The following is a 23,314-nucleotide window of genomic DNA, read 5'->3' on the forward strand; positions in this document are numbered from 1 at the left end:
GCATGGCCAAGAAGTCGAAGATTGCTCGTAACGAGCAGCGCAAGGTCATCGTGGAGCGCTACGCGGCCAAGCGCCTCGAGCTCAAGAAGACCCTCGTGGACGAGAACGCCACGGACGATGCACGTGAAGCTGCTCGCCTCGGTCTGCAGAAGCTCCCGCGCAACGCCTCGCCGGTGCGCCTGCGCAACCGCGACCAGATCGACGGGCGCCCCCGCGGTACCCTCCAGAAGTTCGGGATCTCGCGCGTGCGTTTCCGTGACATGGCACACCGCGGCGAGCTGCCCGGTGTGACCAAGTCCAGCTGGTAGCACGTCCCGCGGAACCGACCGTTCCGCCCGCAGTACCCGCCACATGACGTGGTGACCGTCAGGAAGCCGGCAGCCCTCGGGGTGCCGGCTTCCTGCATCCGGGTCCCGGCGAGCCCGGTGGGCGTGCCGGAGGGGTTCGAAGAACACCCGTTCGGGGTGCGGAACCCCGACAACACGCGGCGGTCGCCCTCCAAGCTGGTAGGTTTTCGCACAGAGGCTTTTCGAATACCGTGAAGAGCTCGTTCCCGAGAGTGACGTCCAGGAGGACCCAAATTGGCTAAGAACCGTAGTGAACTCGTTGCAGAGGTGGCCGAGAAGGCCGATACCAGCCAGGCCGCCGTCAACAGTGTCCTTGATGCGCTGTTCGACGTCTTCGCCGAGTCCGTGGCCAAGGATGAGAAGATCACCATCCCCGGCTGGCTCGCCGTCGAGCGCACGAGCCGCGCAGCGCGCACCGGCCGTAACCCGCAGACCGGTGAGACCATCCAGATCGCCGCCGGTCACAGCGTCAAGCTGACCGCCGGGTCGAAGCTCAAGGCTTCCGCCAAGTAGTTCCACCCACGAAGGACCGCTGCTGATCCAGCAGCGGTCCTTCGTGCTCGGTGCCGGGAGCCTCGTCCGGCCGTAGACGGATTAGCGCTGGTTCTACTGCAGGTAGAGAATGGTGTACGTGTCGACTACAACGAAGCAACCGCGTGAGAGGCTCGTCACCACGTCCGGCGATCGCGGGGTCGGCACCGGGTGGCTGATCCTGGCCGGGGTGCTCGTCCTCGCGGCCCTCGTCGTCGCACTGCTCTACTCCGGTGCCTCCGCCGCACGCCAGCTCGGGGACCCCGGCGCGCTGACACGGTGGGGCCTGCCCGTCGCGAAGGCCCTGAACAACACGGCGGCGGCCGGCACCATCGGTGCCCTCGTGTTCGCCGTGTTCATGGTGCCCCGACTGGTCGGCGTCCCGGGGCGGAAGCCGAAGAAGGAAGCCGCCGAGCATCCGGCGTTCTCCCGTGTCCTGCTCCTCGCCGCGGCCTCCGCCGTCCTCTGGACCCTCGGCGCGCTCGGTGTCATGGTGTTCACCTACTCGGACGCCGCCGGTCTGCCGCTCAGCACGGATCCCACCTACACCCAGGGGCTGGCCGCCTTCCTGACGGACTTCTCCACGGGCCGCGCCTGGTTGGTCACCTCGATCGTCTCGGCCGTCCTCGCCACGATCTTGTTCGGTGTCCGCTCGCAGACGGGCCTGGCGCTCACCCTCGTGGTGGCGCTCCTGAACCTCTTGCCGATGGCACTGATCGGCCACTCCGCCAGCGGTGACGACCACAACGCGGCGGTCAACTCGATCGCCCTCCACCTCGTGGGCGTCTGCCTGTGGGTGGGCGGCATCATCGCCGTCGCGGCGGTGGGAGGGAAGCTCGGCGAGCAGACCCTGCCGGTGCTCCGACGCTTCTCGGCCCTGGCGGGGTTCGCCTTCTTCCTCGTCGTGGGATCCGGCGTGGTGACCGCCAGCCTGCGGATCCCCGATCTCGCCCAGCTCGGGTCGCAGTGGGGCCTGCTCGTCCCCCTCAAGACCATCGCCACGCTCCTGCTGGGCGGTATCGGCTGGATGCACCGCCAGTGGATCATCCCGCAGCTCAAGGCTCCCGGGGGGAGCGCGGCGTCGAAACTCTCCGCACGGCGGGTCCTGTGGCAGCTGATCACCGGGGGACCGGGGGTCCTGGGGGCCGTGTCCGGGCCGGCCGCGGCCCCCGGCCGCCCCGCGCCTCCGCGCGCCGAGGCCCTGCCGCCCGAGGCCGGCCCCGCACGCATCCTCACCGGCTACGATCTTCCCCCCGAGCCCACCCTAGGCCGCTGGATCAGCGAGTGGCGCCCGGACTGGCTGTGGATCACGGTGGCGCTCACCCTCGGGATCGCCTACCTCCTCGGCGTGTGGAAGCTGGGCCGTCGGGGGGACCCCTGGTCGAAGCTCAAGCTGGTGAGCTGGGTCTTCGGGCTGCTGCTGCTGACCTACTTCACCTCGGGAGCCCCGGCCGTCTACGGGATGGTGCTCTTCAGCGCCCACATGATCGACCACATGGCACTCACCATGGTGGTCCCGCTGTTCCTCGTCCTCGGTGCGCCCGTGACCCTGGCACTCAAGGCGCTCGGCGCGCGGCGGGACGGCACACGAGGTATCCGCGAGTGGATCCTCGTGGTGGTGCACTCGCTGCCCTCCCGCATCATCACCCACCCGTTGTTCGCCGCCGGCAACTTCGTGGCCTCGATCATCGTGTTCTACTACTCGCCGCTGTTCGGGTTCGCCCTGCGCGAGCACGTGGGGCACGAGTTGATGATCACGCACTTCCTCATCACCGGCTACATCTTCGTGCTCTCGATGATCGGCTCGGACCCGGTGCCGTTCCGCGCGCCCTACCCCCTGCGCATCCTGCTCCTGTTCGCCACCATGGCGTTCCATGCGTTCTTCGGGGTGACCCTCATGGGCTCCGAGTCCCTGCTGGAGGCCTCGTGGTTCGGCAACATGGGCCGGGAATGGGGGGCCTCGGCGATCGAGGACCAGCAGGTCGGCGGGGCCGTCACCTGGGGGCTGGGGGAGCTGCCCACCCTGATCCTCGCGATCGGCGTGGCGGTCACCTGGTCACGTTCGGACGCCCGCGAGACCAAGCGCAAGGATCGCGCGGCGGACCGGAATAACGACGCCGACCTCGCGGCTTACAACAGCATGTTCGCCGATCTCGCCGCACGCGACACCACGCCGCGGCGTCCGGGCCACCAGTCCACCGGACGGGTGCCGGCGGCGGGGAGCACCGTACGAGGCAACACCCCAGCAGGGAAGACCGCAGGAGAAGACGAATGACGGAGACCACCGCGCGCGCTCGCGCCAACTACCGGGTACGCGGTTCGGAGCTGACCGGGCGCAACTGGCTCAACACCGGCGGCCGCCAGCTGTCCCTCGCGGATCTCCGCGGGAAGATCGTGATCCTCGATTTCTGGACCTTCTGCTGCATCAACTGCCTCCACGTCCTCGACGAGCTGCGCCCCCTCGAGGAGGAGTTCTCGGACGTGCTGGTCACCGTGGGCGTGCACTCGCCCAAGTTCGAGCACGAGGCGGACCCGGCGGCGCTCGCCGCGGCCGTGGAGCGCTACGACCTCCACCACCCGGTGCTCGACGACCCCGAGCTCTCCACCTGGCAGGCCTATACGGCACGCGCCTGGCCCACCCTCGTGGTGATCGACCCCGAGGGGTACATCGTGGCGCACCTGTCCGGGGAGGGCCATGCCGCCGGTCTGACGTCCCTGGTGCAGGAGCTCGTGGCCGAGCACGAGACGAAGGGCACGCTGCACCGCGGGGACGGCCCGTACGTCCCCGCCGAGAGCACGGCGGGGGGCCCCAGGGTCCCGGGCAAGCGCCCCGCCCGGCCCGGGCCCGGGACGTTCCTCGCCGGGGACACCGGGCACCGCCGCCGGGTGGAGCTGGAGGCGGGTCTCGTCACGGTCCGCCGGACGATCGGGTCGGGCCGCAAGGGCTGCCTGGCCGGGGGAGCGGACGAGGCCGAGTTCAACGAACCGCGGGGCGTCGCCCTCCTGCCGCCCGGGGGGGCGGCGGGGGGGGGGTACGACGTCGTCGTCGCCGACTCGGTGAACCACCGCCTGCGTGGCGTGGACCTCGCCACCGGTCAGGTGCGCACGCTCGCCGGCAACGGCACGCAGCGCCTGCTCGACGCCGGGAACCACACCAAGACCGGCAAGCAGGAGGACTTCCGGGACGTGGGGGCCGAGAGCGAGTCGCCGCGGCTCACCGAGACCCACCTCGGCACGGAGCCGCTGGAGATCTCGCTCTCCTCCCCGTGGGACGTGCTGTACTCGTCGGTGCTGCAGCGCGTGGTGATCGCGATGGCGGGTACCCACCAGATCTTCGGTTTCGACCCCCGTACGCACGCCGTGGAGGTCCTGGCCGGCACCGGGCTCGAGGGGCTCCTCGACGGTGATGCGGACGCCGCCTGGTTCGCGCAGTCCTCGGGTCTGGCCGAGGGCCCCGACGGCAGCATCTGGATCGCCGACTCCGAGACGTCGGCGCTGCGCGTGCTGGAGTTCCCCGAGGCGGACGGCGGGCGCGGGTCCCGGGTCCGCACGGCCGTCGGTACCGGGCTGTTCGACTTCGGGTTCCGCGACGGCGACGCCGAGCAGGCCCGCCTGCAGCACCCGCTCGGGGTGGCGGTGCTCCCGGACGGTTCCGTGGCGATCGCCGACACCTACAACGGAGCCGTACGGCGCTACGACCCGGCCACGCAGCAGGTCTCCACCCTGCTCCGCGGCCTCGCCGAGCCCTCCGACGTACTGGTGGATCTCACCCCCGTGGCCGACGGCGGCGACCCGCTGCTGATCGTGGTCGAGGCGAACCGGCACCAGCTGGTGCGCGTGCCCCTGCCGAAGGACGCACTGGCGGTGGACGAGGGTGCGTCCCGGACCCAGCGTCCCACGACGCCGATGTCCGCAGGACCCGTGGCGCTGACCGTACGCTTCACCGCCCCCACGGGCCAGAAGCTCGACGACCGCTGGGGGGACCCGACGCAGCTGAAGATCAGCGCGTCACCGGAATCGCTCCTGGTCTCCGGTGCGGGGACCTCCACCGGGCTGACACGTGACCTCGTGCTCTCCCCCGAGGCCGGCGACGGCGTCCTGCACATCACGGCACGCGCCGCGTCCTGCGACGGCGAGCCTGGCGGTGACATCCCCGACCACGCGGCATGCCACCTGTACCAGCAGGACTGGGGGATCCCGGTCTCGGTGGCGCCCGACGGCGACACCTCGTTGACCCTGGACCTGCGCGGTCTCGACTGACGCGTACCGCGAGGCATGGGGGCGTACGGGGCCGACCGGTGGCCGCACGCCCGGCAGCCTCCCCCGGAGCGCAGGGATCCTGCCCGTGGTGGAGCACGGAATAACGGCACAGCGTCCTCTCTTGTCGCCGGTATGAGTATCGACATGCCCTCGACCACCTCCCCGTCCCACCGCCCGCAGCGCACGGCTCTCGTGGTGGGTGCCACCGGGATCGCCGGCTCGGCACTTCTCGAGCACCTGACCGGGGAGGGCCTGGAGGTGCTGGCCCTCTCCCGTACCCCCGGTGCGGAGCGGGCAGGGGTGCGCTGGTTGTCCGCGGACCTCACCTCGGCGGAGTCCGTGGCCGCCGTCCTCGCCCCGGAACACCCCACCCACGTGTTCTTCACCGCCTGGTCCCGCCGGGACACGGAGGAGGAGAACATCGAGGTGAACGCCGGCATGGTGCGCAGTCTGCTCGCCGCGCTCGAGGGCAAGGACGTGACCCACGTGGCGCTGCTGACGGGGTTGAAGCACTACCTCGGCCCGTTCGAGGCGTACGGGGCCGGGGAGATGCCGGATACCCCGTTCCACGAGGAGGAACCGCGGCTGCCGGTGGACAACTTCTACTACGCGCAGGAGGACGAACTGTTCGCCGCCGCGGGGGCGCAGGGATTCACCTGGTCGGTGCATCGCGCGCACACGGTGATCGGCCACGCGGTGGGCAATGCCATGAACATCGGTCTCACCCTCGCCACCCAGGCCACCCTCTGCCGGGAGACCGGTGAGCGCTTCGTGTTCCCGGGCTCGGAGACCCAGTGGAACGCGCTGACGGACATGACCGACGCCGGGCTCCTCGCCGAGCACATGCTGTGGTCGGCAGTGACGCCGGGAGCGGCGGACCGCGCCTTCAACATCGTGAACGGCGACGTGTTCCGGTGGCGCTGGATGTGGCCGAAACTCGCCGCGTACTTCGGGGTGGAGTGGGAGGGCTTCGAGGGTGCCCCGCGCCCGCTCGAGCAGGCCATGGCCGGACGCGACGAGCAGTGGCGGGCGCTGGCGCAGCGGCACGGACTCGCCGAGCCCCGGCTGGACCGGATGGCGTCCTGGTGGCACACGGACGGTGATCTCGGGCGCGAGATCGAGGTGGTGGCCGACATGGGCAGGAGCAGGGACGCCGGCTTCACCGGGTACCGGCGCACCCTGGACTGCTTCACCGCACTCTTCGACCGGTACCGGGCGGACCGGCTGATCCCGTGACGGGTGCGCGGCGTCCCGGCCGGTGAGAGGTCACGGACGCGTCAGGGACGCACCACGGGCGTGACGACGACGTCGTCCTGGGTCACCAGGAGCTCGGCGCCGAACTCGAACGGTACCGGTTCGGAGATCGGGCGGACGGCACCGGAGAAGAAGTCCCGCAGCTCGGTGTCGATACGCGCCACTCCCTCGAGCGGGCCGATGACGTAGCCGTCGGCCGTGGCCGTGATCGACGTCGCCGGGTACTCCTGGATCGACCAGCGGACGCCCCCCACCGTGCGTTCGGTGGTGGGGTAGTTGAACGGGCACCCGGTGGGTTGGAAGACTCCCTGCGCCGCGCAGTCGTCGAGGAAACCGTGCAGCTGCTCCTCGACCGCCCGGTCGAGCTCCGGGGTGGCCTCCGTGAGCAGTGACAGGGGCTCCGGAGGTGCGGGGGAGTCCACCAGGATCTGCTGCGCCGGTGCCGCGAAGTACGTCCGCGTGTACTCAACCTCGATGGTGGCGGGGTAGAAGGACGCCAGGGTCGCGGTCCCCCCCGGCAGACCCACCGCGATCCCGTTGACGGTGGCGCCGACGTCGTGCGCTACGGACACCTCGGCGGCGGGCAGTACACCGCCTTCGAAACGCCAGACGTCGAAGAAGAGCCACTCGCGGCCGGTGCGGTGGAGCGGGAGCACCGTGGTGTGCCCCGTCCCGGCCAGGCTGTAGCTGACCGGCACCTCCACCCGGTCCGCCCCGGCATCCCGTGCCGGACCCACCTCCAGGTCCTGCAGCGGGGCGACGGCACCGCGCAGTGCGTCGCCGTCGAGCAGGGCCGGGTTCGCCCCCTCGGGTACGCTGGCGTCCAGCAGTCCGAGGGCCCTGCCGCCGTCACCGTCCCGCAGCGCGTCCAGGTACAGGCCCACCTGGTGCTCCGGGCCGTACATCCGGTTGTTGAGCAGTGTCACGGCGGTGAGGGACCCCGCACCGAGGAGCACCAGCCCGAGCAACCAGCCTGCGGCGACCTTCAGGGCGGGGGGAGTGGACACGCTGCCCAGAGTACCGGCTCGTCCGGATCAGACGGGCAGGAAACCCACCAGGGTACCGATGACGGCGCAGCCGAGTCCCCCGACGGCGGGGAACCTGGTCTTCCGGTACGGCCCCCCGAGGGCCCACTCGGCCGGGGGGCGCGCCAGGGAGAAGATGGTCCCGCCCCGGCCGGGGTCGGGCGGGGGCGGGGGCGGTGTTCTCCGGCGGCGGATACCGCCGGCCCACAGCTCCTCCACGATCCGGTACCGGTGGTCATGCCAGCGCAGGTAGCAATGGCCCTCGTGCCGGAACGCGATGGCCTGCGTCGTCGTCCAGGAACCGTGGGCGAGGCGTATCCCGAGGGCCACCGCGAGCAGGCCCAGCCCCACGGCGGTGAGGGTGGCACCGACGATCTCAGCCGCAACCATCCGCTCCACCCTCCGATCCCGTCCGCCGTCCGTCCGGGAGCCGCGCTGCCGTGCGTGCGGTCCCGCTCGTCGAGTCTAGGGTGTCCGGGCTGCGGGGCCGGGATCAGCCGGCGCTGTGCCGGCCCCCTACCGCGGTGGCGCCGCCCGTCCCGGCATCGCTGCCGCCGTCTCCGTGGCCGGACTCCGCGTCGGCGCGCTGCGCGGGGGCGATCTCCTCGGCCCGGTCCTCGCCGGCCTCCCGGGTCAGCTGGGCGCCGGCCTCGGCGTCGCGCGTCAGGTTCTCACCGGTCTCGGCGTCGAAGAGGTGGAGCTTGCGGGTGTCCAGCCAGATCTCGGCCTCGCGCCCGCCCCGGATCCTGCTCGCGGCGTCCAGGGTGACCACCACCTGCGGGCGGAGCTCGTCCGCGTCCATGTCCCGGGCCAGGCTGTTCAGCAGCTCACGCATCTCGGGGGCCGGGTCGAAGTTGATGTAGCCGTACTGCTCGTTGCCCAGCCACTCGGTGTGCGTCAGGGTGGCGGCGAACGTGGATCCGTGGTGCTGCTTGTGCTCCTCCACCAGGGAGGCGTCCTCGAAGAACTCGGGCCGCACCCCCACGAGCACCACCTTCTTGTCCGCCGCCTTCCGCGCCTTCTCCGCGGGGATCTCCAGGTCGCCGAGGGCCGTCCGCAGGACGTTCCCCTCGAGCGTGGCGGGGAGGAAGTTCATGGACGGCGAGCCGATGAAGCCGGCCACGAACAGGTTCACCGGCTGCTCGTACAGCTCGCGTGGGGAGGCGATCTGCTGCAGCTCGCCCTTCTTCAGCACGGCCACGCGGTCACCGAGCGTCATGGCCTCCGTCTGGTCGTGGGTGACGTACACGGACGTCACCCCCAGGCGCCGCTGCATCTGCGAGATCTCCGAGCGCATCTGGCCGCGGAGCTTCGCGTCCAGGTTGGAGAGCGGCTCGTCGAAGAGGAAGGCGTCCGCCTGCCGCACGATGGCCCGGCCCATCGCCACGCGCTGCCGCTGGCCGCCGGAGAGGTTGGCGGGCTTGCGCTGCAGGTGGTCCGTGAGTTCCAGGGTGGCCGCGGCCTCGGTGACGAGCTTCTTCACCTGGTCCTCCGAGTGCTTGCCCTTGGCCAGCCGCAGCGGGAACGCGATGTTCTCGTACACCGTGAGGTGCGGGTACAGGGCGTAGTTCTGGAACACCATCGCGAGGTTGCGGTCGCGCGGCGCCTTGTCGTTCACCCGCTCGCCGTCGATGAGCAGATCGCCGTCCGTGATGTCCTCGAGGCCCACGATCATGCGCAGCAGGGTGGACTTCCCGCAGCCCGAGGGGCCCACGAGGATGATGAACTCGCCGTCCGCGATGTCGATGCTGATGTCGTTCACGGCGGGGAAGCCGTCGCCGTACTTCTTGACCAGGTGGTTGAGGGTGATCGATGCCATGGTGCGGATCCTTTTCTTGAACGGGGGCGTCAGCCCTTGACGGCGCCCGAGGTCAGGCCTGAGACGATCTGGCGCTGGAAGAGCAGCACCAGCAGCACGATCGGGATGGTGACGATGATCGCCGCGGCGGAGATGGCCCCGGTGGGTGCCTCGAACTGGGAGGCGCCGGTGAAGAAGGCCAGCGCCGCGGGAACGGGTCGTGCCGCTTCCGTGGACGTGAGCGAGATGCCGTACACGAAGTCGTTCCAGGCGATGAAGAACGCGATGATCGCCGTCGTGAACACCCCGGGCGCCGCGAGCGGCACGATCGCCTTGCGGAACGCCTGCCACGTGGTGGCGCCGTCCACCTGCGCCGCCTGCTCGAGTTCCCACGGGATCTGCCGGAAGAACGCGGCGAGCGTCCAGATGGAGATCGGCAGGGTCAGGGAGAGGTAGGGGATGATCAGGCCCAGCCACGTGTCGTACAGGCCGATGGTGCGCCACAGGTTGAACAGCGGCGTCACGATCGAGATGACCGGGAAGATCGAGACCGCCAGCGCGGTGGTGAGCACCAGTTTTTTACCCGGGAAGTCCAGCCGGGCGATCGCGTAGGCGCACAGTGTGGCCAGGACGACGGCGATGAACGTGGCGATCAGCGAGATGCCGATCGAGTTCCGCAGGGCGGAGAGGAACAGTCCCTGGGCGTCACCCACCAGGATCTGCTCGTAGTTCGCGGTGGTGGCCGTGCCCGACGACGGCAGGAACGTGCCGCTCGTCAGGTCACTCGGCGCCTTGAAGGAGGTGGCGAGGATGGAGAGCACGGGGAACAGGGCATACACGAGCACGAGGACCGTCACGAGCGCCCACAGCAGCTTGGCCTTGGTGGTGAGCATCACTTGCCTCCCTGGGATCCGGCGAGGTCCACCTTGAAGAGCTTGATGGCCACGAAGCAGATCAGCAGCACGCAGATGAACAGGAGGACCGAGACCGCGGATCCGAGCCCGATCTCCAGCCTGCTGATGGACTGCCGGTAGGCCAGGAGGGACAGCACCTCGGTGCCGTAGGCCCCGTTGGTCATGATGAACACGTTGTCGAAGATCCGGAAGGCGTCGAGTGCCCGGAACAGGACGGCCACCATGATCGCGGCCTTCATGTTCGGGATGATCACCTTGCGCATCTGCTCCCACCAGGTGGCGCCGTCCACCTTGGCGGCCTCGGTGAGCTCGTCCGGGACCTGGGCGAGCCCGGCCAGGAGCAGCAGGGAGATGAACGGCGTGGTCTTCCAGATCTCGGAGGCCATGATCACGAACAGGGCCGTGGGGCCCTGCGCGAACCAGTTGAGGTCCTGGTCGATCCCCGGCAGCCACCCGAACCAGTTGTTGATGTACCCGGAGTTGATGTCGAACGCGTAGAACCAGGCGAACGCCGAGACCACGGTGATGATGCCGTAGGGCACCAGGATCGCCGTGCGCAGCAGGCCCCTGACGGACTTGAGCGCCTTGTGCATCACGAGGGCCAGGGCGAACCCGAGCACCAGCTCCACGAGCACGGTGACCACGGTGATGAGCACGGTGGTCCACAGGCCCGACCACCACACCGGGTCCGTGAGGATCACCGCGTAGTTGCCGAGACCGATGAACTCGCGTTCGCCCGGTGCCGTCAGCCGGAACCGGAAGAGCGACTCGTAGATGGCCTGCAGGATCGGGTAGAGGGTCACCAGCAGCATGATCACGAACGCCGGGCCGGCGAGGATCCAGCCGAGGCGCCGCTCGGCACGCACCCGTTCGCTGTACTGCTTCGGTGCCTTGCCTGTCCTGCCGTTACCCTTGTCCTCGCCGGTGTCGAGGTGCGGGCCGGGCTCGGCGGACGCCGCCGTCGTCGTCCGCGCCGGGATTGCTGAGGTCACAGGAGTCTCTCCCCTCGGAGTACCTGGGTGATGAAGGTGCTCGACGACCCCGGGGTGGTGTCCGGGTCGACGGCGGACGGCGGTGCCCAGGTCTGCTGGATGCCGGTGGACACCTCGTTGTAGAACGGGGTCTGCGGACGGGGCGCGGCGATCTGGAGGGAGTCCCGGATGGTGGTGGCCATCGGGAAGGACTCCTCGATCCGCGGGTCCTCGTACGCCTCGGTGTTGGAGGGCGGGTTGCCGTTGGTCACGAAGTACTCCGCCTGGTTCTCCACCGAGACGATGCACTCGACGGCCTCGAACGCGAGATCCTGCTTCTCGCTCTCGGCACCCACCCCGAGGTTGATGCCGCCCAGCGGCGGAGCGGACTCCTGGTCCTCGGTGACGCGCGGGAACACGGCCCAGCCGATGTCGTCGAGCACCTCCTGGTCCAGGGTCCCCGCTTCGACGGCGCCGGAGGTGGCGGGCCAGACGAAGGGGTAGTTCACCATGAAGGACCCCGAGTCCCCCTGGAAACCGATCAGGGAGGCGTTCTCGTTCTGGGTGGGCAGGGACGGACCGCCGAGGCCCTCCCTGCCGATGGTGGAGATGATGCGGGCGGCTTCCGTACCGGCCTCGGAGTCCAGTCCGAGTTCGATCTCGTCCGCCGTGGCCTCCGGGTCCACGATGATCGAGCCGCCGGCCGATTCGACCAGGGCGTTCACCCACACCGTCATGGACTCCGCCTGGGCCCCCTGGACCCCGAGTGCCTTGTCCTGGCTCTCGGCGGCCTCCATGAGCTGGTCCCAGGTCACGGGCTGCGTCATGTCCAGTCCGGCGGCCTCCGCCACCGAGGTGCGGTACCAGAGGATCTGCGTGTTGGCCCAGAACGGGACGGTGACCAGCTCGTCCTTCCAGGTGGCGCCGGCCAGGGCCCCCTCCACCACGTTCTCCGTGGTGCGCTCGACCACGTCCTCGGGGATCGGTGCCAGGAAGCCCGGCTCGGCGAGTTCGGGGATGAAGGGAGGGTCGAGGCTCATGATGTCCAGAGACTTGTCCCCCGCGGCGAGGCGGCGGGCGAGCTGCTCGCGCTGGGAGGCCGCATCACTGGGCAGCAGGGAGGTCTCGATCGTGTAGCGGCCCCCGGAGGCATCGCTGCACTGCTGCGCGATGGTGGCCTGACCGCCGTCGTCGGGGTTGATGTACCAGGTCAGGGCGTTGTCCGCCTCCCCGCCACCGCACGCGCTGAGGGCGAGCGTGCCCACCACCAGCCCGGTCAGGACGGCGACTCGCGGACGGCCCATCCCCCTGTGCGTCAATCGTCTGATCCGCATTCGTCCCGAGCCTCCACTTCGTCGTAGGCGAGCCGGCCGTCGATTCCCAGGGAGTTGACAGCTCGAGCAGCTTGCTTTCCGACCCTAAGCCTTCTGACGATATTCCGCCAGGGACGCACCGGGGGCCCGAGGTGCTCCGGGAGGACAGGGTGGGGGTGGGACGACGCGGGAGCGCGGACTCAGCCGCGCAGCGCGGAGTTGTCGAGCGCGAACGGCGGCCGCTCGACGTCGCCGGTGACGGCCTCGGCGGGATCGGTGCCGAGCTCCACGATCCGGTTGGCCGCATCCACGTGCACCACCGTCGGGACGAAGACGCGCGCCTCCTCGTCGGAGAACTGGGCGTAGGTGATGAGGATGACGAGGTCCCCCGGCTCCACCAGATGGGCTGCCGCCCCGTTGATGCCGAGCACCCCGGACCCGCGCTCACCGGCGATGGTGTACGTCTCCAGGCGTGCACCGTTGGTGACGTCGACGATCGAGACGAGTTCGCCGGGAAGGATGTCCGCGGCCTCCAGGAGGTCGAGGTCCACGGTCACGGATCCGACGTAGTGCAGATCGGCGTGGGTCACCGTGGCGCGGTGGATCTTGGACTTGAACAGTGTGCGGTTCATGACTGGGTGCGATTCATCGCCTCAAGGATACTGCTGCTGCCCCGGTGGAGGCCGACGAGGCGGGGTGGCGTTGCGCACACGGCGCCGGAGGAAGTGCTGGAGCGGGCGACGGGAATCGAACCCGCGTATCGAGCTTGGGAAGCTAGCGCTCTACCATTGAGCTACGCCCGCGTCACGGCGTGAACCGCTCCATCACCTTACAACAGTTCGGGCGGGTTCCGTGGCGCACGCGCTGCGGAGGGCTCCGGCCCGTCCTCACCGGCCGCTCACTCCTTCCCGGTGGTTCCCTCGTCACCGGCCCTCCGGTCATCCGAGCGGGCGCGGGCGATCAGCTCCCTCCACGGCTCCTCCAGCCGGCTCTCGGGGACCTGTACCTCCACGTAGCCCACGAGGATCCGGTAGCTGAACCTGTCACGCTGCGCGGAACCGGAACCGGCCTCCCCGTCACCAGCGCCTGCCTCCGCCTCGGCGAGCGGGATCCAGCGCTGCTCGGCCTCGCTCCGGCTGACCTCGATCACCCAGGTGCGGGTCATGCCCGCGAAGCCCCCGGAGCGGGTGATCTCGATCCTCACCCGAGCACCCCCACCTGCGACCAGGCCTCGGGGACCGCCCCCGCCTCACGGCTGCCCTCCCCGACGCGGGCCGCCGCGGGGCGGACGGGGGCCCGCGCGGAGGGGGGGAAATCGCAGCCCGGCGGCACGCCCCCGCCCAGCCCGGGGGCGTACCAGCTCCGGCCCGCCCCGCCCCAGGCCGGCCCGCCGAGAGCCACGGCGGCACGGTAGAAGGCGTGGTTCGGGATGCCCGAGTTGATGTGCACGCCGCCGTTGTCGGTGTCCGTCTCCACGTAGTCGGCCATCGTGGCGGGTTGCGGGTCCTTGCCGAGCAGGTCGTCGTCGTACGCCGTCCCGGGGGCCCGGAGCGAGCGGAGGGCCTGGCCGCTCACGCCCGGGGTGAAGATCCCGGCGCCCACCAGCCAGTCGGCGTCGCCGGCCCCCTGGCCGAGCTCCCGCTGCTCCACGAGCACGCCGAACACGTCGGACAGCGATTCGTTCAGCGCTCCGGACTGGCCGCGGTACTCGAGGTTCGTGGTGTACTGCGTGAACCCGTGGGCCAGCTCGTGGGCGATCACGGTGAGGGATGCGGTGAAACGCCCGAAGACCTCGCCGTCGCCGTCGCCGAAGACCATGCGGTCCCCGTCCCAGAACGCGTTGTCGTAGTGCGTGCCGTAGTGCACCGTCGCCTCCAGCGGCATCCCCGCGCCGTCGATCGAGGACCGCCCGTACTCCTCGGAGAAGAGCCGGTAGGTGGCCCCCAGGCCGTCGTACGCCTCGTCCGCGGCGGGATCGCGGGTGGCAGGAGCGCCCTCGGCGCGCACGAGGGTACCGGGGAGCTCTTCGCGCCCACCGGCGTCGTGGATGCGACGCGTGAGGGGTGCCGGAACGGTCAGGGTCCTGCGGACCGGGGAGCCCAGCGCCTCGGAGCGCGCCCGGACGAGGGGGTCCAGCTCCAGGAGGGCGTGACGCGCGGACCGGGCGGCGCGCGGGGCGACCGGCGTGTCCAGCGCGGCGAGCCGCGTGAGCAGGTGCGGGGGGACGATGCCGCAGTGGATTCTCTGCACGGGGAACCTCCTCGGGTTGGTCCAACGGTAGACCCGGGGGCCGACATCCGGGAGCCGGACGCGGTGTCCCGGCTGGTAGTTTTGGACGGTGCTGATCTCAGACCGCGACATCCGAGCAGAACTTGCCGCCCAGCGGATCGTCCTCGACCCGCACGATCCCGGGATGGTGCAGCCCTCCAGCATCGACGTCCGCATCGACCGCTACTTCCGGCTCTTCGACAACCACAAGTACGCGCACATCGACCCGGCCGAGGACCAGCCGGAGCTGACCCGCCTCGTCGAGGTGGCACCGGACGAGCCCTTCATCCTCCACCCGGGGGAGTTCGTGCTGGGATCCACCTACGAGACCGTCACCCTCCCCGACGACATCGCCGCCCGGCTCGAGGGCAAGTCCTCGCTGGGGCGCCTCGGGCTGCTGACGCACTCGACGGCGGGATTCATCGACCCGGGCTTCTCGGGGCACGTGACGCTCGAGCTCTCCAACATGGCGACGCTCCCGATCAAGCTGTGGCCGGGCTCGAAGATCGGCCAGCTGTGCTTCTTCAAGCTCACCTCACCGGCCGAGCACCCCTACGGTTCGGGGGAGTACGGGAACCGCTACCAGGGCCAGCGCGGCCCCACGGCGTCGCGGAGCCACCTGAACTTCCACCGGACGGTCATCTGACCCCACCTCCTCCCGGCCGCGCTCCTCCACGGCCGCGACGACCTCGGGCGGCCGTCCGCGCCGATCTCACCCCGTGGATGCGGAGGCGTGTCCCACGGCGGGTGGGCGCACCGGCAGCAGGAGGAGGAGACCCGCGAGCAGTACCACCAGGATGCCGACGACGCCGGACAGCTGGGAGCCGAAGACGGTGATGCTGAGGGCGAAGAGGGCGGGTGCGAGGAAGCTCACGGCCCTCCCCGTGGTGGCGTAGAGCCCGAAGATCTCGCCCTCGCCGCCGGGCGGCGCGAGGCGGGCGAGGTAGGCCCGGGACGAGGCCTGGGCCGGGCCCACGAACAGGGTGAGCAGCAGACCGAACACCCAGAACGTGGTGTCCGAGGTCCAGTCCCGGCCGAACACCTCGTAGGACCTGGTCCCGAGGACGAGGATCGCCGTCCCGGCCACCAGGAGCCCGAGGAGCGATCCGATGATCACCCGTTTGGGGCCGACGCGGTCGTCCAGGAACCCGCCGACCACCGCACCGGAGGCGGCGGTGACGTTCGCCACGATCGCGAAGACGATCACCTGGCTCGTCGAGAACCCGAAGGCGCCCGCGGCGAGGACCCCGCCGAACGTGAAGACCGCCGCCAGGCCGTCGCGGAAGACGGCGCTCGCGAGCAGGAAGTAGATGGTGTGGGGGCTCTCCCGGTGGATCGTCCTCACCCGGCGCACCAGGAGGGCGTAGGAAGCGAGGATGCCCGGTCGCGGGGCGTCCGGACGTCGCGGCACCTCCGGTACCGCGAACAGTACCGGCAGCGCGAAGGCGGCGAACCACAGGGCGGAGAAGACCGCCACCAGCCGGATGTTCAGCCCGTTGTCGCTGGAGGCCCCGGGCCAGTCCACCACCGGTTCCACGAACGCCACGAGGACAACGAGGAGGGCCACGATGCCCCCGAGGTACCCCATGGCCCAACCGAAACCGCTGACCCGGCCGATCGACGACGGCGTGGAGATCTGGGTGAGCATCGCGTTGTAGTTGACGTTGGCGAACTCGAAGAAGATGTTCGCCACGGCGATGAGCGCCACCCCGAGGAACAGCATCTCCGGACTCGGGAACACGAAGAAGCACAGGCCCGTGAGGACCGCCACCAGGAGGCTGTTCACCCCGAGCCAGAGTCTGCGGCGCCCGCCCGTGTCGGAGCGCTGACCGGTGACGGGCGCCAGCAGGGCGATCAGCAGCCCTGCGGCGGCCAGTCCCCAGCCGAGCACCTGGGAGGCCCGGGCCTCGCCGCCGAAGGCGTCCGAGGTGAGGTAGACGGTGAACACGAAGGTGGTCATGACGGCGTTGAACGCCGCCGAACCCCAGTCCCAGGACGCCCATGCGAGCACGGGCCTGCTGGACAGGCGGCCGGATCCCACGGACGGGGAGGGGGACGAGGCCGCGGTGCCCGTGCCACGCTGGTGCGCACTCATACTGCGAATGCTAACGCCACGGCCGGCCCGGGGTGGGAGGCACGGGCGAAGAGGCGCGGCAGCGGACCCCGTGGAATCGGCAGGGGCCCCCTACCGATAGAATGGGGCAAACCCGACCGTCCCCCAGTGGAAGATCGAGATCCCCCATGTTCACCGTGCTCCTGGCGATGTTCGCGCTCGCCCTGGTGGCGCCCTTCCTTTTCCCCCGGTTGGGACGGTCCGCCTTCTTCGTCCTCGCGGCGGCCCCGGCGGCCGGCTTCGGCTGGCTCCTGACGATGCTGCCGGCAGTCCTCTCCGCGGACCAGTCGGCGCTCGAGGGACAGCCGGGCGCGCCCCCCTCGGTCACCGTGCCCTGGATCCCGGAGCTCCAGCTCGCGCTCGCCTTCCGGCTCGATTCCCTCGCCGCCGTCCTGTGCCTGCTGATCCTCGGCGTGGGGGCGCTCGTCCTGTTCTACTGTGCCCGCTACTTCAAGGACGACGATCCCGGCATCGGTGCGTTCGGGGCGCAGCTCCTCGCGTTCGCCGCCGCGATGTTCGGACTGGTCCTGGCCGATGACCTGATCCTGATGTTCATCTTCTGGGAGATCACCACCATCCTCTCCTACCTGCTCATCGGGTACTCGCGGCAGCGCCTCTCGGCGCGCCGTTCCGCCCTGCAGGCGCTGATCGTCACCACGTTCGGCGGTCTCGCCATGCTCGTGGGCCTTGTGATGATCGGCGAGGCGGCGGGCACCTACCGGATCTCCGAGGTGATGGCCGGCGCCTCCGACCTCGTGGCCCGCGGAACCCTGGTCGACGTCGCGATCGTGCTGGTCCTGGTGGGCGCGATCACCAAGTCGGCGCTCGTCCCGTTCCACTTCTGGCTGCCCGCCGCCATGGCGGCCCCGACGCCCGTCAGCGCCTACCTCCACGCCGCGGCGATGGTGAAGGCGGGGATCTACCTGGTGGCCCGGTTCGCCCCCGGTTTCACGGAGACGGCGTACTGGTACCCGGTGATCTTCGTCCTCGGCATGGCCACCATGCTGATCGGGGGCTGGCGTGCACTGCGGCAGTTCGACCTCAAGCTGGTGCTCGCCTACGGGACCGTGAGCCAGCTCGGGTTCCTCACCATGGTGGTGGGACTCGGCGGACAGGACGGCGCCGTCGCCGGGCTCGGCCTGCTGCTGGCCCACGGGTTCTTCAAGGCCACGCTCTTCCTGGTGGTCGGGATCATCGACCACCAGGCCGGTACGCGGGACCTGCGCGTGCTCTCCGGCGTGGGAGCGGCGTCCCCGCTGCTCTTCGTGACCGCCCTGATCGCAGCGGCGTCCATGGGAGGTGTGCCCCCGCTGCTGGGCTTCGTCGCGAAGGAGTCCGTCTACGAGGCGTTCCTGCACCGCGCCGAGCACGGCCCGGCCGGGGTGCTCCTGTTCGGCGGCATCATCCTCGGGTCCATCCTGACCTTCGCCTACAGCGCGCGCTTCGTCTGGGGCGCCTTCGCCCTCAAGCGGGGCAAGCCGCGGACGGACTTCGCCGCCGTGGGGGCCACGTTCCTCCTGGCGCCGGCACTGCTCGCCGTCGCCTCCCTGCTCTTCGGCCTCTGGCCGGTGCCCCTCGATGCCATGATCCAGCCCTATGCCGGTCTGTTCCCGGCCGAGGGGGAGGAGTCGTACCTCGCGCTGTGGCACGGGTTCAACCTTCCCCTGGTGCTCTCCGCCGTGACCATCGCCGGAGGGGTCGCGCTGTACCTCCTGCGGGAGCCGTTCGAGCGCCTGCAGGGGCGGCTGCCCACGGTGATCGGGGCGGACGAGGCGTACCGGTCGACCATCAACGTGGTGGACGACGTCGCCGCACGTGTGACCGGACGTACCCAGCGCGGCTCGCTGTCCTTCTACCTGTTCGTCATCCTCACCATGGCCGTGGCCACACCGCTGTCCGCGCTGATCCTGCTGGATGCACCGCTTCCCACGAGCTTCGAGGTCGCCGACTCCCCGGTGCAGGTGGTCGCCGTGGTGGTGATCCTGATCGGGGTCCTCGCGGCACTGCGTGCGACCAAGCGGTTCACCGCCGTGCTCATGGTGGGCGTCGCCGGGTACGGGATGGCGATCATCTACGCGCTGCACGGCGCACCGGACCTCGCCCTCACGCAGATGCTGGTGGAGACGATCGTGCTCGTGGCCTTCGTGCTGGCGCTGCGCTCGCTGCCGGCCCGCTTGTGGGACCACCGCGGGAGCACGCACCGGTTGCTGCGCGCGGGCCTGGGCATCGCCTTCGGCATCACGATGGCGGTCATCGCCATGTCCGCCATGGCGTCGAGGACCGCCGATCCGATCTCCCTGGCCTACCCGGAACTCGCCTACGACATCGGGGGCGGGGCCAATGCGGTGAACGTGCTCCTGGTGGACCTCCGTGCCTGGGACACCTTCGGGGAGATCACGGTGCTCGCCATCGCGGCCACGGGTGTCGCGAGCCTGATCTTCGTCCGCGGTCGTGGTGACAGCCGGCGTCGCGCCGAAGGGGTGGAGGACGGTTCGGGGGACCGCGGACAGGGGCCGCTGAGCGCGGGGGGCCGGTCGGACGCGGCCCGGCAGCTGGCGGAACGCTTCGCCGTGGTCTCCCGCGACCCGTGGTTGGTCGCCGGCCGCACACTCGCCCCGGAACGGCGGTCGATCATCTTCGAGGTGATCACGCGCCTGCTCTTCCACACCATCATCCTGCTCTCGATCTACCTGCTGGTGGCGGGGCACAACCTCCCCGGTGGAGGCTTCGCGGGAGGCCTCGTGGCAGGCCTCGCACTGGCCATCCGGTACCTCGCGGGTGGGCGGTTCGAGCTGGCCGAGGCGAGCCCGGTCAGCGCGGGGACGCTGCTCGGTGTGGGCCTCGGGATCGTGACGCTCACCGCGGTGGCGCCCTTGTTCCTCGGGGGCGCGGTGCTCGAGAGCTACATCCTGGAGTTCTGGATGCCGGTCTTCGGTGACGTGAAGTTCGTGACGTCCACCATCTTCGACATCGGCGTGTACCTGGTCGTCATCGGCCTGGTCCTCGACGTCCTGCGCAGTCTCGGCTCGGAGATCGACGAGCGGGAGGAGAACGAGCGGCCCGTGGAGGAAGACTCCGGTCCGGACACACGCGCACCATCCACCACCGAAGGAGCTCGGCCATGACGGTCAACATCACGCTCATCGTGCTCATGGCCGCCTTCTTCGCCGCGGGAATCTACCTGCTGCTCGAGCGGAGCCTCACCCGTGTGCTGCTCGGCCTGATCCTCATGGGGAACGGCGCCAACATCCTCATCCTGGCCATGAGCGGGGGGAGTGGGAGGGCGCCGCTGTACGTCTCCGGGACACCCGCGGAGGAGTACACGGACAGTCTCCCCCAGGCGCTGATCCTCACCGCGATCGTGATCACGTTCGCCGTGACCGCCTTCGTGCTCGGCATCATCTACCGCTCGTGGGTCCTGGGCCGTGAGGACGAGGTCCAGGACGACCCCGAGGACCACCGCGTCCGGACCGACCGCGGTGCCTACGACCACGAGGACGACGCCGAGCTCGCCGCGGACACCTCCGACTTCCTCGAGCAGGACGACGTCGTGAACTCGGGTTCCACCGCCGTCCGGGGGACCGGACTGTGATCGCCGCCGACCTCGCGCCGCTCGCCGTCGTCCTGCCCTTCCTCGGGGCGGCAGTGACCTTCATCCTCATCAGGCATGCCCACGCGCAGCGCGCCGTGAGCATCTCGGTCCTCGGTGTCACCCTCCTCATCGAGGTGCTGATGCTCGTCAACGCCCCGTCCACGGGAACGCACGCGGTGCGGCTGGGCGGATGGGAACCACCGTTCGGGATCGTGCTGGTGGTCGATCAGTTCTCGGCTCTGATGCTGGTGATCTCCTCGGCCGTGAGCCTCGCGGTGCTGATCTACGCCTCGGGCCAGGGCGTCGCGGACGGTGACGAGGACGGCCCGGTGTCGATCTTCCACCCCACCTACCTGATCCTCGTGGCCGGTGTGTCCAACGCCTTCCTCACCGGCGACCTGTTCAACCTGTACGTGGGATTCGAAATCCTGCTGACCGCCAGCTACGTGCTGATGACGCTCGGCGGTACGGCACCGCGGATCCGCGCCGGGGTGACGTACGTGGTGGTCAGCGTGGTCTCCTCCATGCTGTTCCTCATCGCGATCGGCATGATCTACGGTGCCACCGGGACCATCAACATGGCCGATCTCGCCGTGAAGCTCGAGGACGTGGACCCGGCCACGCAGCTGGTGCTGCACCTGATGCTGCTGGTGGCGTTCGGCATCAAGGCCGCCGTCTTCCCGCTCTCCTTCTGGTTGCCGGACTCCTACCCCACGGCGCCGGCACCGGTGACGGCGGTGTTCGCGGGGCTGCTGACCAAGGTGGGTGTCTACGCGATGGTGCGTGTCGAGACGCTCCTGTTCCCGGGGGACCGCATCAACTCGCTCCTGATGGTGGTGGCGCTGCTGACCATGATCGTGGGCATCCTCGGGGCCCTGGCGCAGTCGGACATCAAGAGGCTGCTCTCCTTCACGCTCGTGAGCCACATCGGGTACATGGTGTTCGGTCTGGCGATCTCCACGCGGGTGGGCCTCGGTGCGGCGGTGTACTACGTGGCGCACCACATCACGGTGCAGACCAGTCTGTTCCTGGTCACCGGTCTCATCGAGCGGCGCGGCGGTACGGCCAACGTGGACCGGCTCGGCGGACTCGCGAAGCTCTCACCGCTGCTCGGCGTCCTGTTCTTCGTCCCGGCCATGAACCTCGCGGGCATCCCGCCGTTCTCCGGCTTCCTGGGGAAGCTGGGGCTCATCCAGGCCGGCGTGGATCTCGGCACACCGCTGACCTACGTGCTCGTCGCCGCCAGCGTGGTCACGAGTCTGCTGACGCTCCTGGTGATGGCCCGCGTGTGGAACCGCGCGTTCTGGCGCAGCACCGAGGACGTGGCGGACCCGGATCCCATCCTCCTGGCCAGCAAGGCCGACGGCAGCAGCATCGGCACCTCCCGCCACGTGACCGGTGAGGACACGGGGCGCTTCGCGGGGAAGAACCCGGTCACCCTCCTCCCGCGCACCATGACGGGCCCCACAATCGGGCTGGTGGGGCTGGGCCTCGCGCTCACCTTCCTCGCCGGCCCGCTCTTCACGCTCAGTGACGGCGCCGCGCAGGAGATGCTCGATCGCACCCCGTACATCGAGGCCGTGCTGGGCGAGGGGGCAGACCGATGAGCAGACAACGGATCCCGCTGATCACCGAACTCCCCCTGGTCCTGTGGCTGGTCCTGGTCTGGGGTGCGCTCTGGCAGGACTTCGGCCTGGGCAACCTCGTCTTCGGTGCGTTGATCGCGTACGTGATCGTGAACTTCTTCTACCTGCCCCCGGTGGAGCTGACGGGGCGGTTCAACCCGTTGCTGCTGGTGCCGTTCCTCGGACGATTCCTCTTCCAGCTGGTCACGGCCAGCTTCGAGGTGTTCTGGCTGGCACTCACCAAGGGCCCCACCCTGCGGAACGCGGTGGTGGCCGTGCAACTGCGCAGCCACTCCGACATCCTCGTGACCGCCACCGGCCACGCGATCTCCCTGATCCCCGGATCACTGGTGCTGGAGGTGGACCGCTCCACGTCCACGCTGTACCTCCACGCCCTGAACGTGAGCAACGAGGCCGACGCGGATGCCATCCGCCGGGACGTACGGGCCACGGAGGCGTGGCTGATCCGGATCCTCGGGAGTCGTGCGGATCTGGCAGCGCTGAAGGCGGAGGAGAAGGCATGACCGCAGTGATATATGTGGTGGGCGGCATACTCAGCCTCGCGGCGATCATGGCCGTCTACCGGGCGGTGATCGGGCCGTCGGTCCTCGATCGGGTCCTCGCGCTCGACGTGGTCCTCGCCACCATCGGCGCCGGACTGGTCCTGAACATGATCGTGGGGCGTCACACGGACAACCTGGTGCTGCTCGTGGTGGTCTCGCTGATCGGGTTCATCGGGTCCGTGACCGTGGCCCGGTTCGTCACGGACAGGAAGTAGGGCCATGATCCACGACGTGATCGTCTCGGTGCTGCTCATCGGAGGAGCGCTGATGTCCCTCGCCGCAGGTGTGGGTCTGGTGCGCTTCCCGGATCTGCTCTCCCGCATGCACGCGGCCACCAAACCCCAGGTCCTCGGGCTGCTCCTGTTCCTGCTGGCCCTCGCGGTCGAACTCGAGGTCTGGGCGCTGGTGCCGGTCCTGGTGCTGTGCTGGATCTTCCAGCTGCTCACCAGCCCCGTCTCCGCCCACATGGTCGGTCGCGCCGGGTACCGTACGCGTCACCTGCGCCGCGAACTGCTGACCCTCGACGAGCTGGACGACATCGTGACCCACGCCGCCCACGACGACACCCCGCGTCAGGCAGCCGGGCCTGCACAGGAGGACACCCGGCACTAGGTGTTGTGGGTCATGACGTTGCTAACGCGCCAGGTGGTGTGAGCGTGCGAAAGGGGTAGGTCCCCGAGCGCAGGATGGAAGTACCTCTACAACCCATCCGCGCGAAGGACCTACCCCTCATGACCCAC

Annotated in this window: 22 protein-coding genes and 1 tRNA gene; 12 read left to right on the top strand and 11 right to left on the bottom strand. The window is 69.8% G+C overall.

Annotated features, from left to right (window positions below):
• Nucleotides 1-2 precede the first annotated feature (2 nt).
• The 5 genes from rpsN to AC792_RS12550 all read left to right on the top strand — a co-directional run bounded on the left by rpsN (nt 3) and on the right by AC792_RS12550 (nt 6,374).
• Nucleotides 3-308 (top strand): 30S ribosomal protein S14, encoded by a 306-nt coding sequence (gene rpsN, locus AC792_RS12530; RefSeq protein ID WP_049830829.1) that lies wholly within the window; start codon nt 3-5, stop codon nt 306-308.
• A 273-nt stretch (nt 309-581) separates the two neighbouring features.
• Complete coding sequence (locus AC792_RS12535; RefSeq protein WP_049830830.1) at nt 582-860, top strand: HU family DNA-binding protein; 279 nt, start codon at nt 582-584, stop codon at nt 858-860.
• 118 nt (nt 861-978) lie between these two features.
• Nucleotides 979-3,153 (top strand): bifunctional copper resistance protein CopD/cytochrome c oxidase assembly protein, encoded by a 2,175-nt coding sequence (locus AC792_RS12540; RefSeq protein WP_049830864.1) that lies wholly within the window; start codon nt 979-981, stop codon nt 3,151-3,153.
• Nucleotides 3,150-5,138, top strand: a complete 1,989-nt coding sequence (locus AC792_RS12545) for an NHL domain-containing thioredoxin family protein (protein ID WP_049830831.1) — start codon at nt 3,150-3,152, stop codon at nt 5,136-5,138. The genes AC792_RS12540 and AC792_RS12545 overlap by 4 nt, the downstream gene beginning before the upstream one ends.
• 144 nt (nt 5,139-5,282) lie before the next feature.
• The gene (locus tag AC792_RS12550; protein WP_049830865.1) at nt 5,283-6,374 is read left to right on the top strand and encodes an SDR family oxidoreductase; all 1,092 of its coding nucleotides are present in this window, start codon (nt 5,283-5,285) and stop codon (nt 6,372-6,374) included.
• A gap of 41 nt (nt 6,375-6,415) precedes the next feature.
• Here AC792_RS12550 and AC792_RS12555 read toward each other — a convergent pair whose 3' ends face one another.
• From AC792_RS12555 to AC792_RS12600, 10 genes are all read right to left on the bottom strand, one after another.
• On the bottom strand, nt 6,416-7,399 hold the full coding sequence (locus AC792_RS12555; protein WP_152916194.1) for a hypothetical protein: 984 nt from the start codon (nt 7,397-7,399) through the stop codon (nt 6,416-6,418).
• Nucleotides 7,400-7,426: 27 nt separating this feature from the next.
• On the bottom strand, nt 7,427-7,807 hold the full coding sequence (locus AC792_RS17055; RefSeq protein WP_152916196.1) for a hypothetical protein: 381 nt from the start codon (nt 7,805-7,807) through the stop codon (nt 7,427-7,429).
• A 103-nt stretch (nt 7,808-7,910) separates the two neighbouring features.
• Nucleotides 7,911-9,236 (bottom strand): ABC transporter ATP-binding protein, encoded by a 1,326-nt coding sequence (locus tag AC792_RS12565; protein ID WP_049830834.1) that lies wholly within the window; start codon nt 9,234-9,236, stop codon nt 7,911-7,913.
• Nucleotides 9,237-9,265: 29 nt separating this feature from the next.
• Nucleotides 9,266-10,108, bottom strand: coding sequence for a carbohydrate ABC transporter permease (locus AC792_RS12570; protein WP_049830835.1), 843 nt, complete (start codon nt 10,106-10,108; stop codon nt 9,266-9,268).
• On the bottom strand, nt 10,108-11,121 hold the full coding sequence (locus AC792_RS12575; protein ID WP_442853619.1) for a carbohydrate ABC transporter permease: 1,014 nt from the start codon (nt 11,119-11,121) through the stop codon (nt 10,108-10,110). The genes AC792_RS12570 and AC792_RS12575 overlap by 1 nt, the downstream gene beginning before the upstream one ends.
• Complete coding sequence (locus AC792_RS12580; protein WP_049830836.1) at nt 11,118-12,404, bottom strand: extracellular solute-binding protein; 1,287 nt, start codon at nt 12,402-12,404, stop codon at nt 11,118-11,120. The genes AC792_RS12575 and AC792_RS12580 overlap by 4 nt, the downstream gene beginning before the upstream one ends.
• 209 nt (nt 12,405-12,613) lie before the next feature.
• Nucleotides 12,614-13,045, bottom strand: a complete 432-nt coding sequence (panD, locus tag AC792_RS12585; protein ID WP_200903406.1) for an aspartate 1-decarboxylase — start codon at nt 13,043-13,045, stop codon at nt 12,614-12,616.
• A gap of 97 nt (nt 13,046-13,142) precedes the next feature.
• Nucleotides 13,143-13,216: transfer RNA gene (locus AC792_RS12590), tRNA-Gly, on the bottom strand.
• 95 nt (nt 13,217-13,311) lie between these two features.
• Nucleotides 13,312-13,617, bottom strand: coding sequence for a protealysin inhibitor emfourin (locus AC792_RS12595; protein WP_049830837.1), 306 nt, complete (start codon nt 13,615-13,617; stop codon nt 13,312-13,314).
• Nucleotides 13,614-14,663, bottom strand: a complete 1,050-nt coding sequence (locus tag AC792_RS12600) for a M4 family metallopeptidase (RefSeq protein ID WP_442853620.1) — start codon at nt 14,661-14,663, stop codon at nt 13,614-13,616. The genes AC792_RS12595 and AC792_RS12600 overlap by 4 nt, the downstream gene beginning before the upstream one ends.
• An 88-nt stretch (nt 14,664-14,751) precedes the next feature.
• Between AC792_RS12600 and dcd the strand changes: the two genes are divergently transcribed.
• On the top strand, nt 14,752-15,327 hold the full coding sequence (dcd, locus tag AC792_RS12605; protein WP_049830838.1) for a dCTP deaminase: 576 nt from the start codon (nt 14,752-14,754) through the stop codon (nt 15,325-15,327).
• 66 nt (nt 15,328-15,393) lie between these two features.
• Here dcd and AC792_RS12610 read toward each other — a convergent pair whose 3' ends face one another.
• Nucleotides 15,394-16,776, bottom strand: coding sequence for an MFS transporter (locus AC792_RS12610; RefSeq protein ID WP_049830839.1), 1,383 nt, complete (start codon nt 16,774-16,776; stop codon nt 15,394-15,396).
• Between the two features lie 146 nt (nt 16,777-16,922).
• On the opposite strand from AC792_RS12610, the gene AC792_RS12615 reads away from it, so the two are divergent.
• From AC792_RS12615 to mnhG, 6 genes are read left to right on the top strand one after another with little or no spacing between them, the layout of a single operon-like run.
• Nucleotides 16,923-19,919, top strand: coding sequence for a Na+/H+ antiporter subunit A (locus AC792_RS12615; RefSeq protein ID WP_082177719.1), 2,997 nt, complete (start codon nt 16,923-16,925; stop codon nt 19,917-19,919).
• A complete protein-coding gene (locus AC792_RS12620) occupies nt 19,916-20,386 on the top strand; it encodes a Na(+)/H(+) antiporter subunit C (protein WP_049830840.1) in 471 nt (156 codons plus the stop codon). The genes AC792_RS12615 and AC792_RS12620 overlap by 4 nt, the downstream gene beginning before the upstream one ends.
• Nucleotides 20,383-21,993 carry a Na+/H+ antiporter subunit D gene (locus AC792_RS12625; RefSeq protein ID WP_049830841.1) on the top strand — a complete coding sequence of 537 codons (1,611 nt, stop codon included), beginning with the start codon at nt 20,383-20,385 and terminating at the stop codon, nt 21,991-21,993. Before AC792_RS12620 ends, AC792_RS12625 begins: the two co-directional genes overlap by 4 nt.
• Nucleotides 21,990-22,535 carry a Na+/H+ antiporter subunit E gene (locus tag AC792_RS12630; RefSeq protein WP_049830842.1) on the top strand — a complete coding sequence of 182 codons (546 nt, stop codon included), beginning with the start codon at nt 21,990-21,992 and terminating at the stop codon, nt 22,533-22,535. The genes AC792_RS12625 and AC792_RS12630 overlap by 4 nt, the downstream gene beginning before the upstream one ends.
• Nucleotides 22,532-22,789 (top strand): monovalent cation/H+ antiporter complex subunit F, encoded by a 258-nt coding sequence (locus AC792_RS12635; RefSeq protein ID WP_049830843.1) that lies wholly within the window; start codon nt 22,532-22,534, stop codon nt 22,787-22,789. Before AC792_RS12630 ends, AC792_RS12635 begins: the two co-directional genes overlap by 4 nt.
• Before the next feature lie 4 nt (nt 22,790-22,793).
• Nucleotides 22,794-23,186, top strand: coding sequence for a monovalent cation/H(+) antiporter subunit G (mnhG, locus tag AC792_RS12640; RefSeq protein WP_049830844.1), 393 nt, complete (start codon nt 22,794-22,796; stop codon nt 23,184-23,186).
• Nucleotides 23,187-23,314: the final 128 nt, after the last annotated feature.

The sequence above is a fragment of the Arthrobacter sp. RIT-PI-e genome (assembly GCF_001187915.1).
Classification (GTDB): Bacteria; Actinomycetota; Actinomycetes; order Actinomycetales; family Micrococcaceae; genus Arthrobacter_D.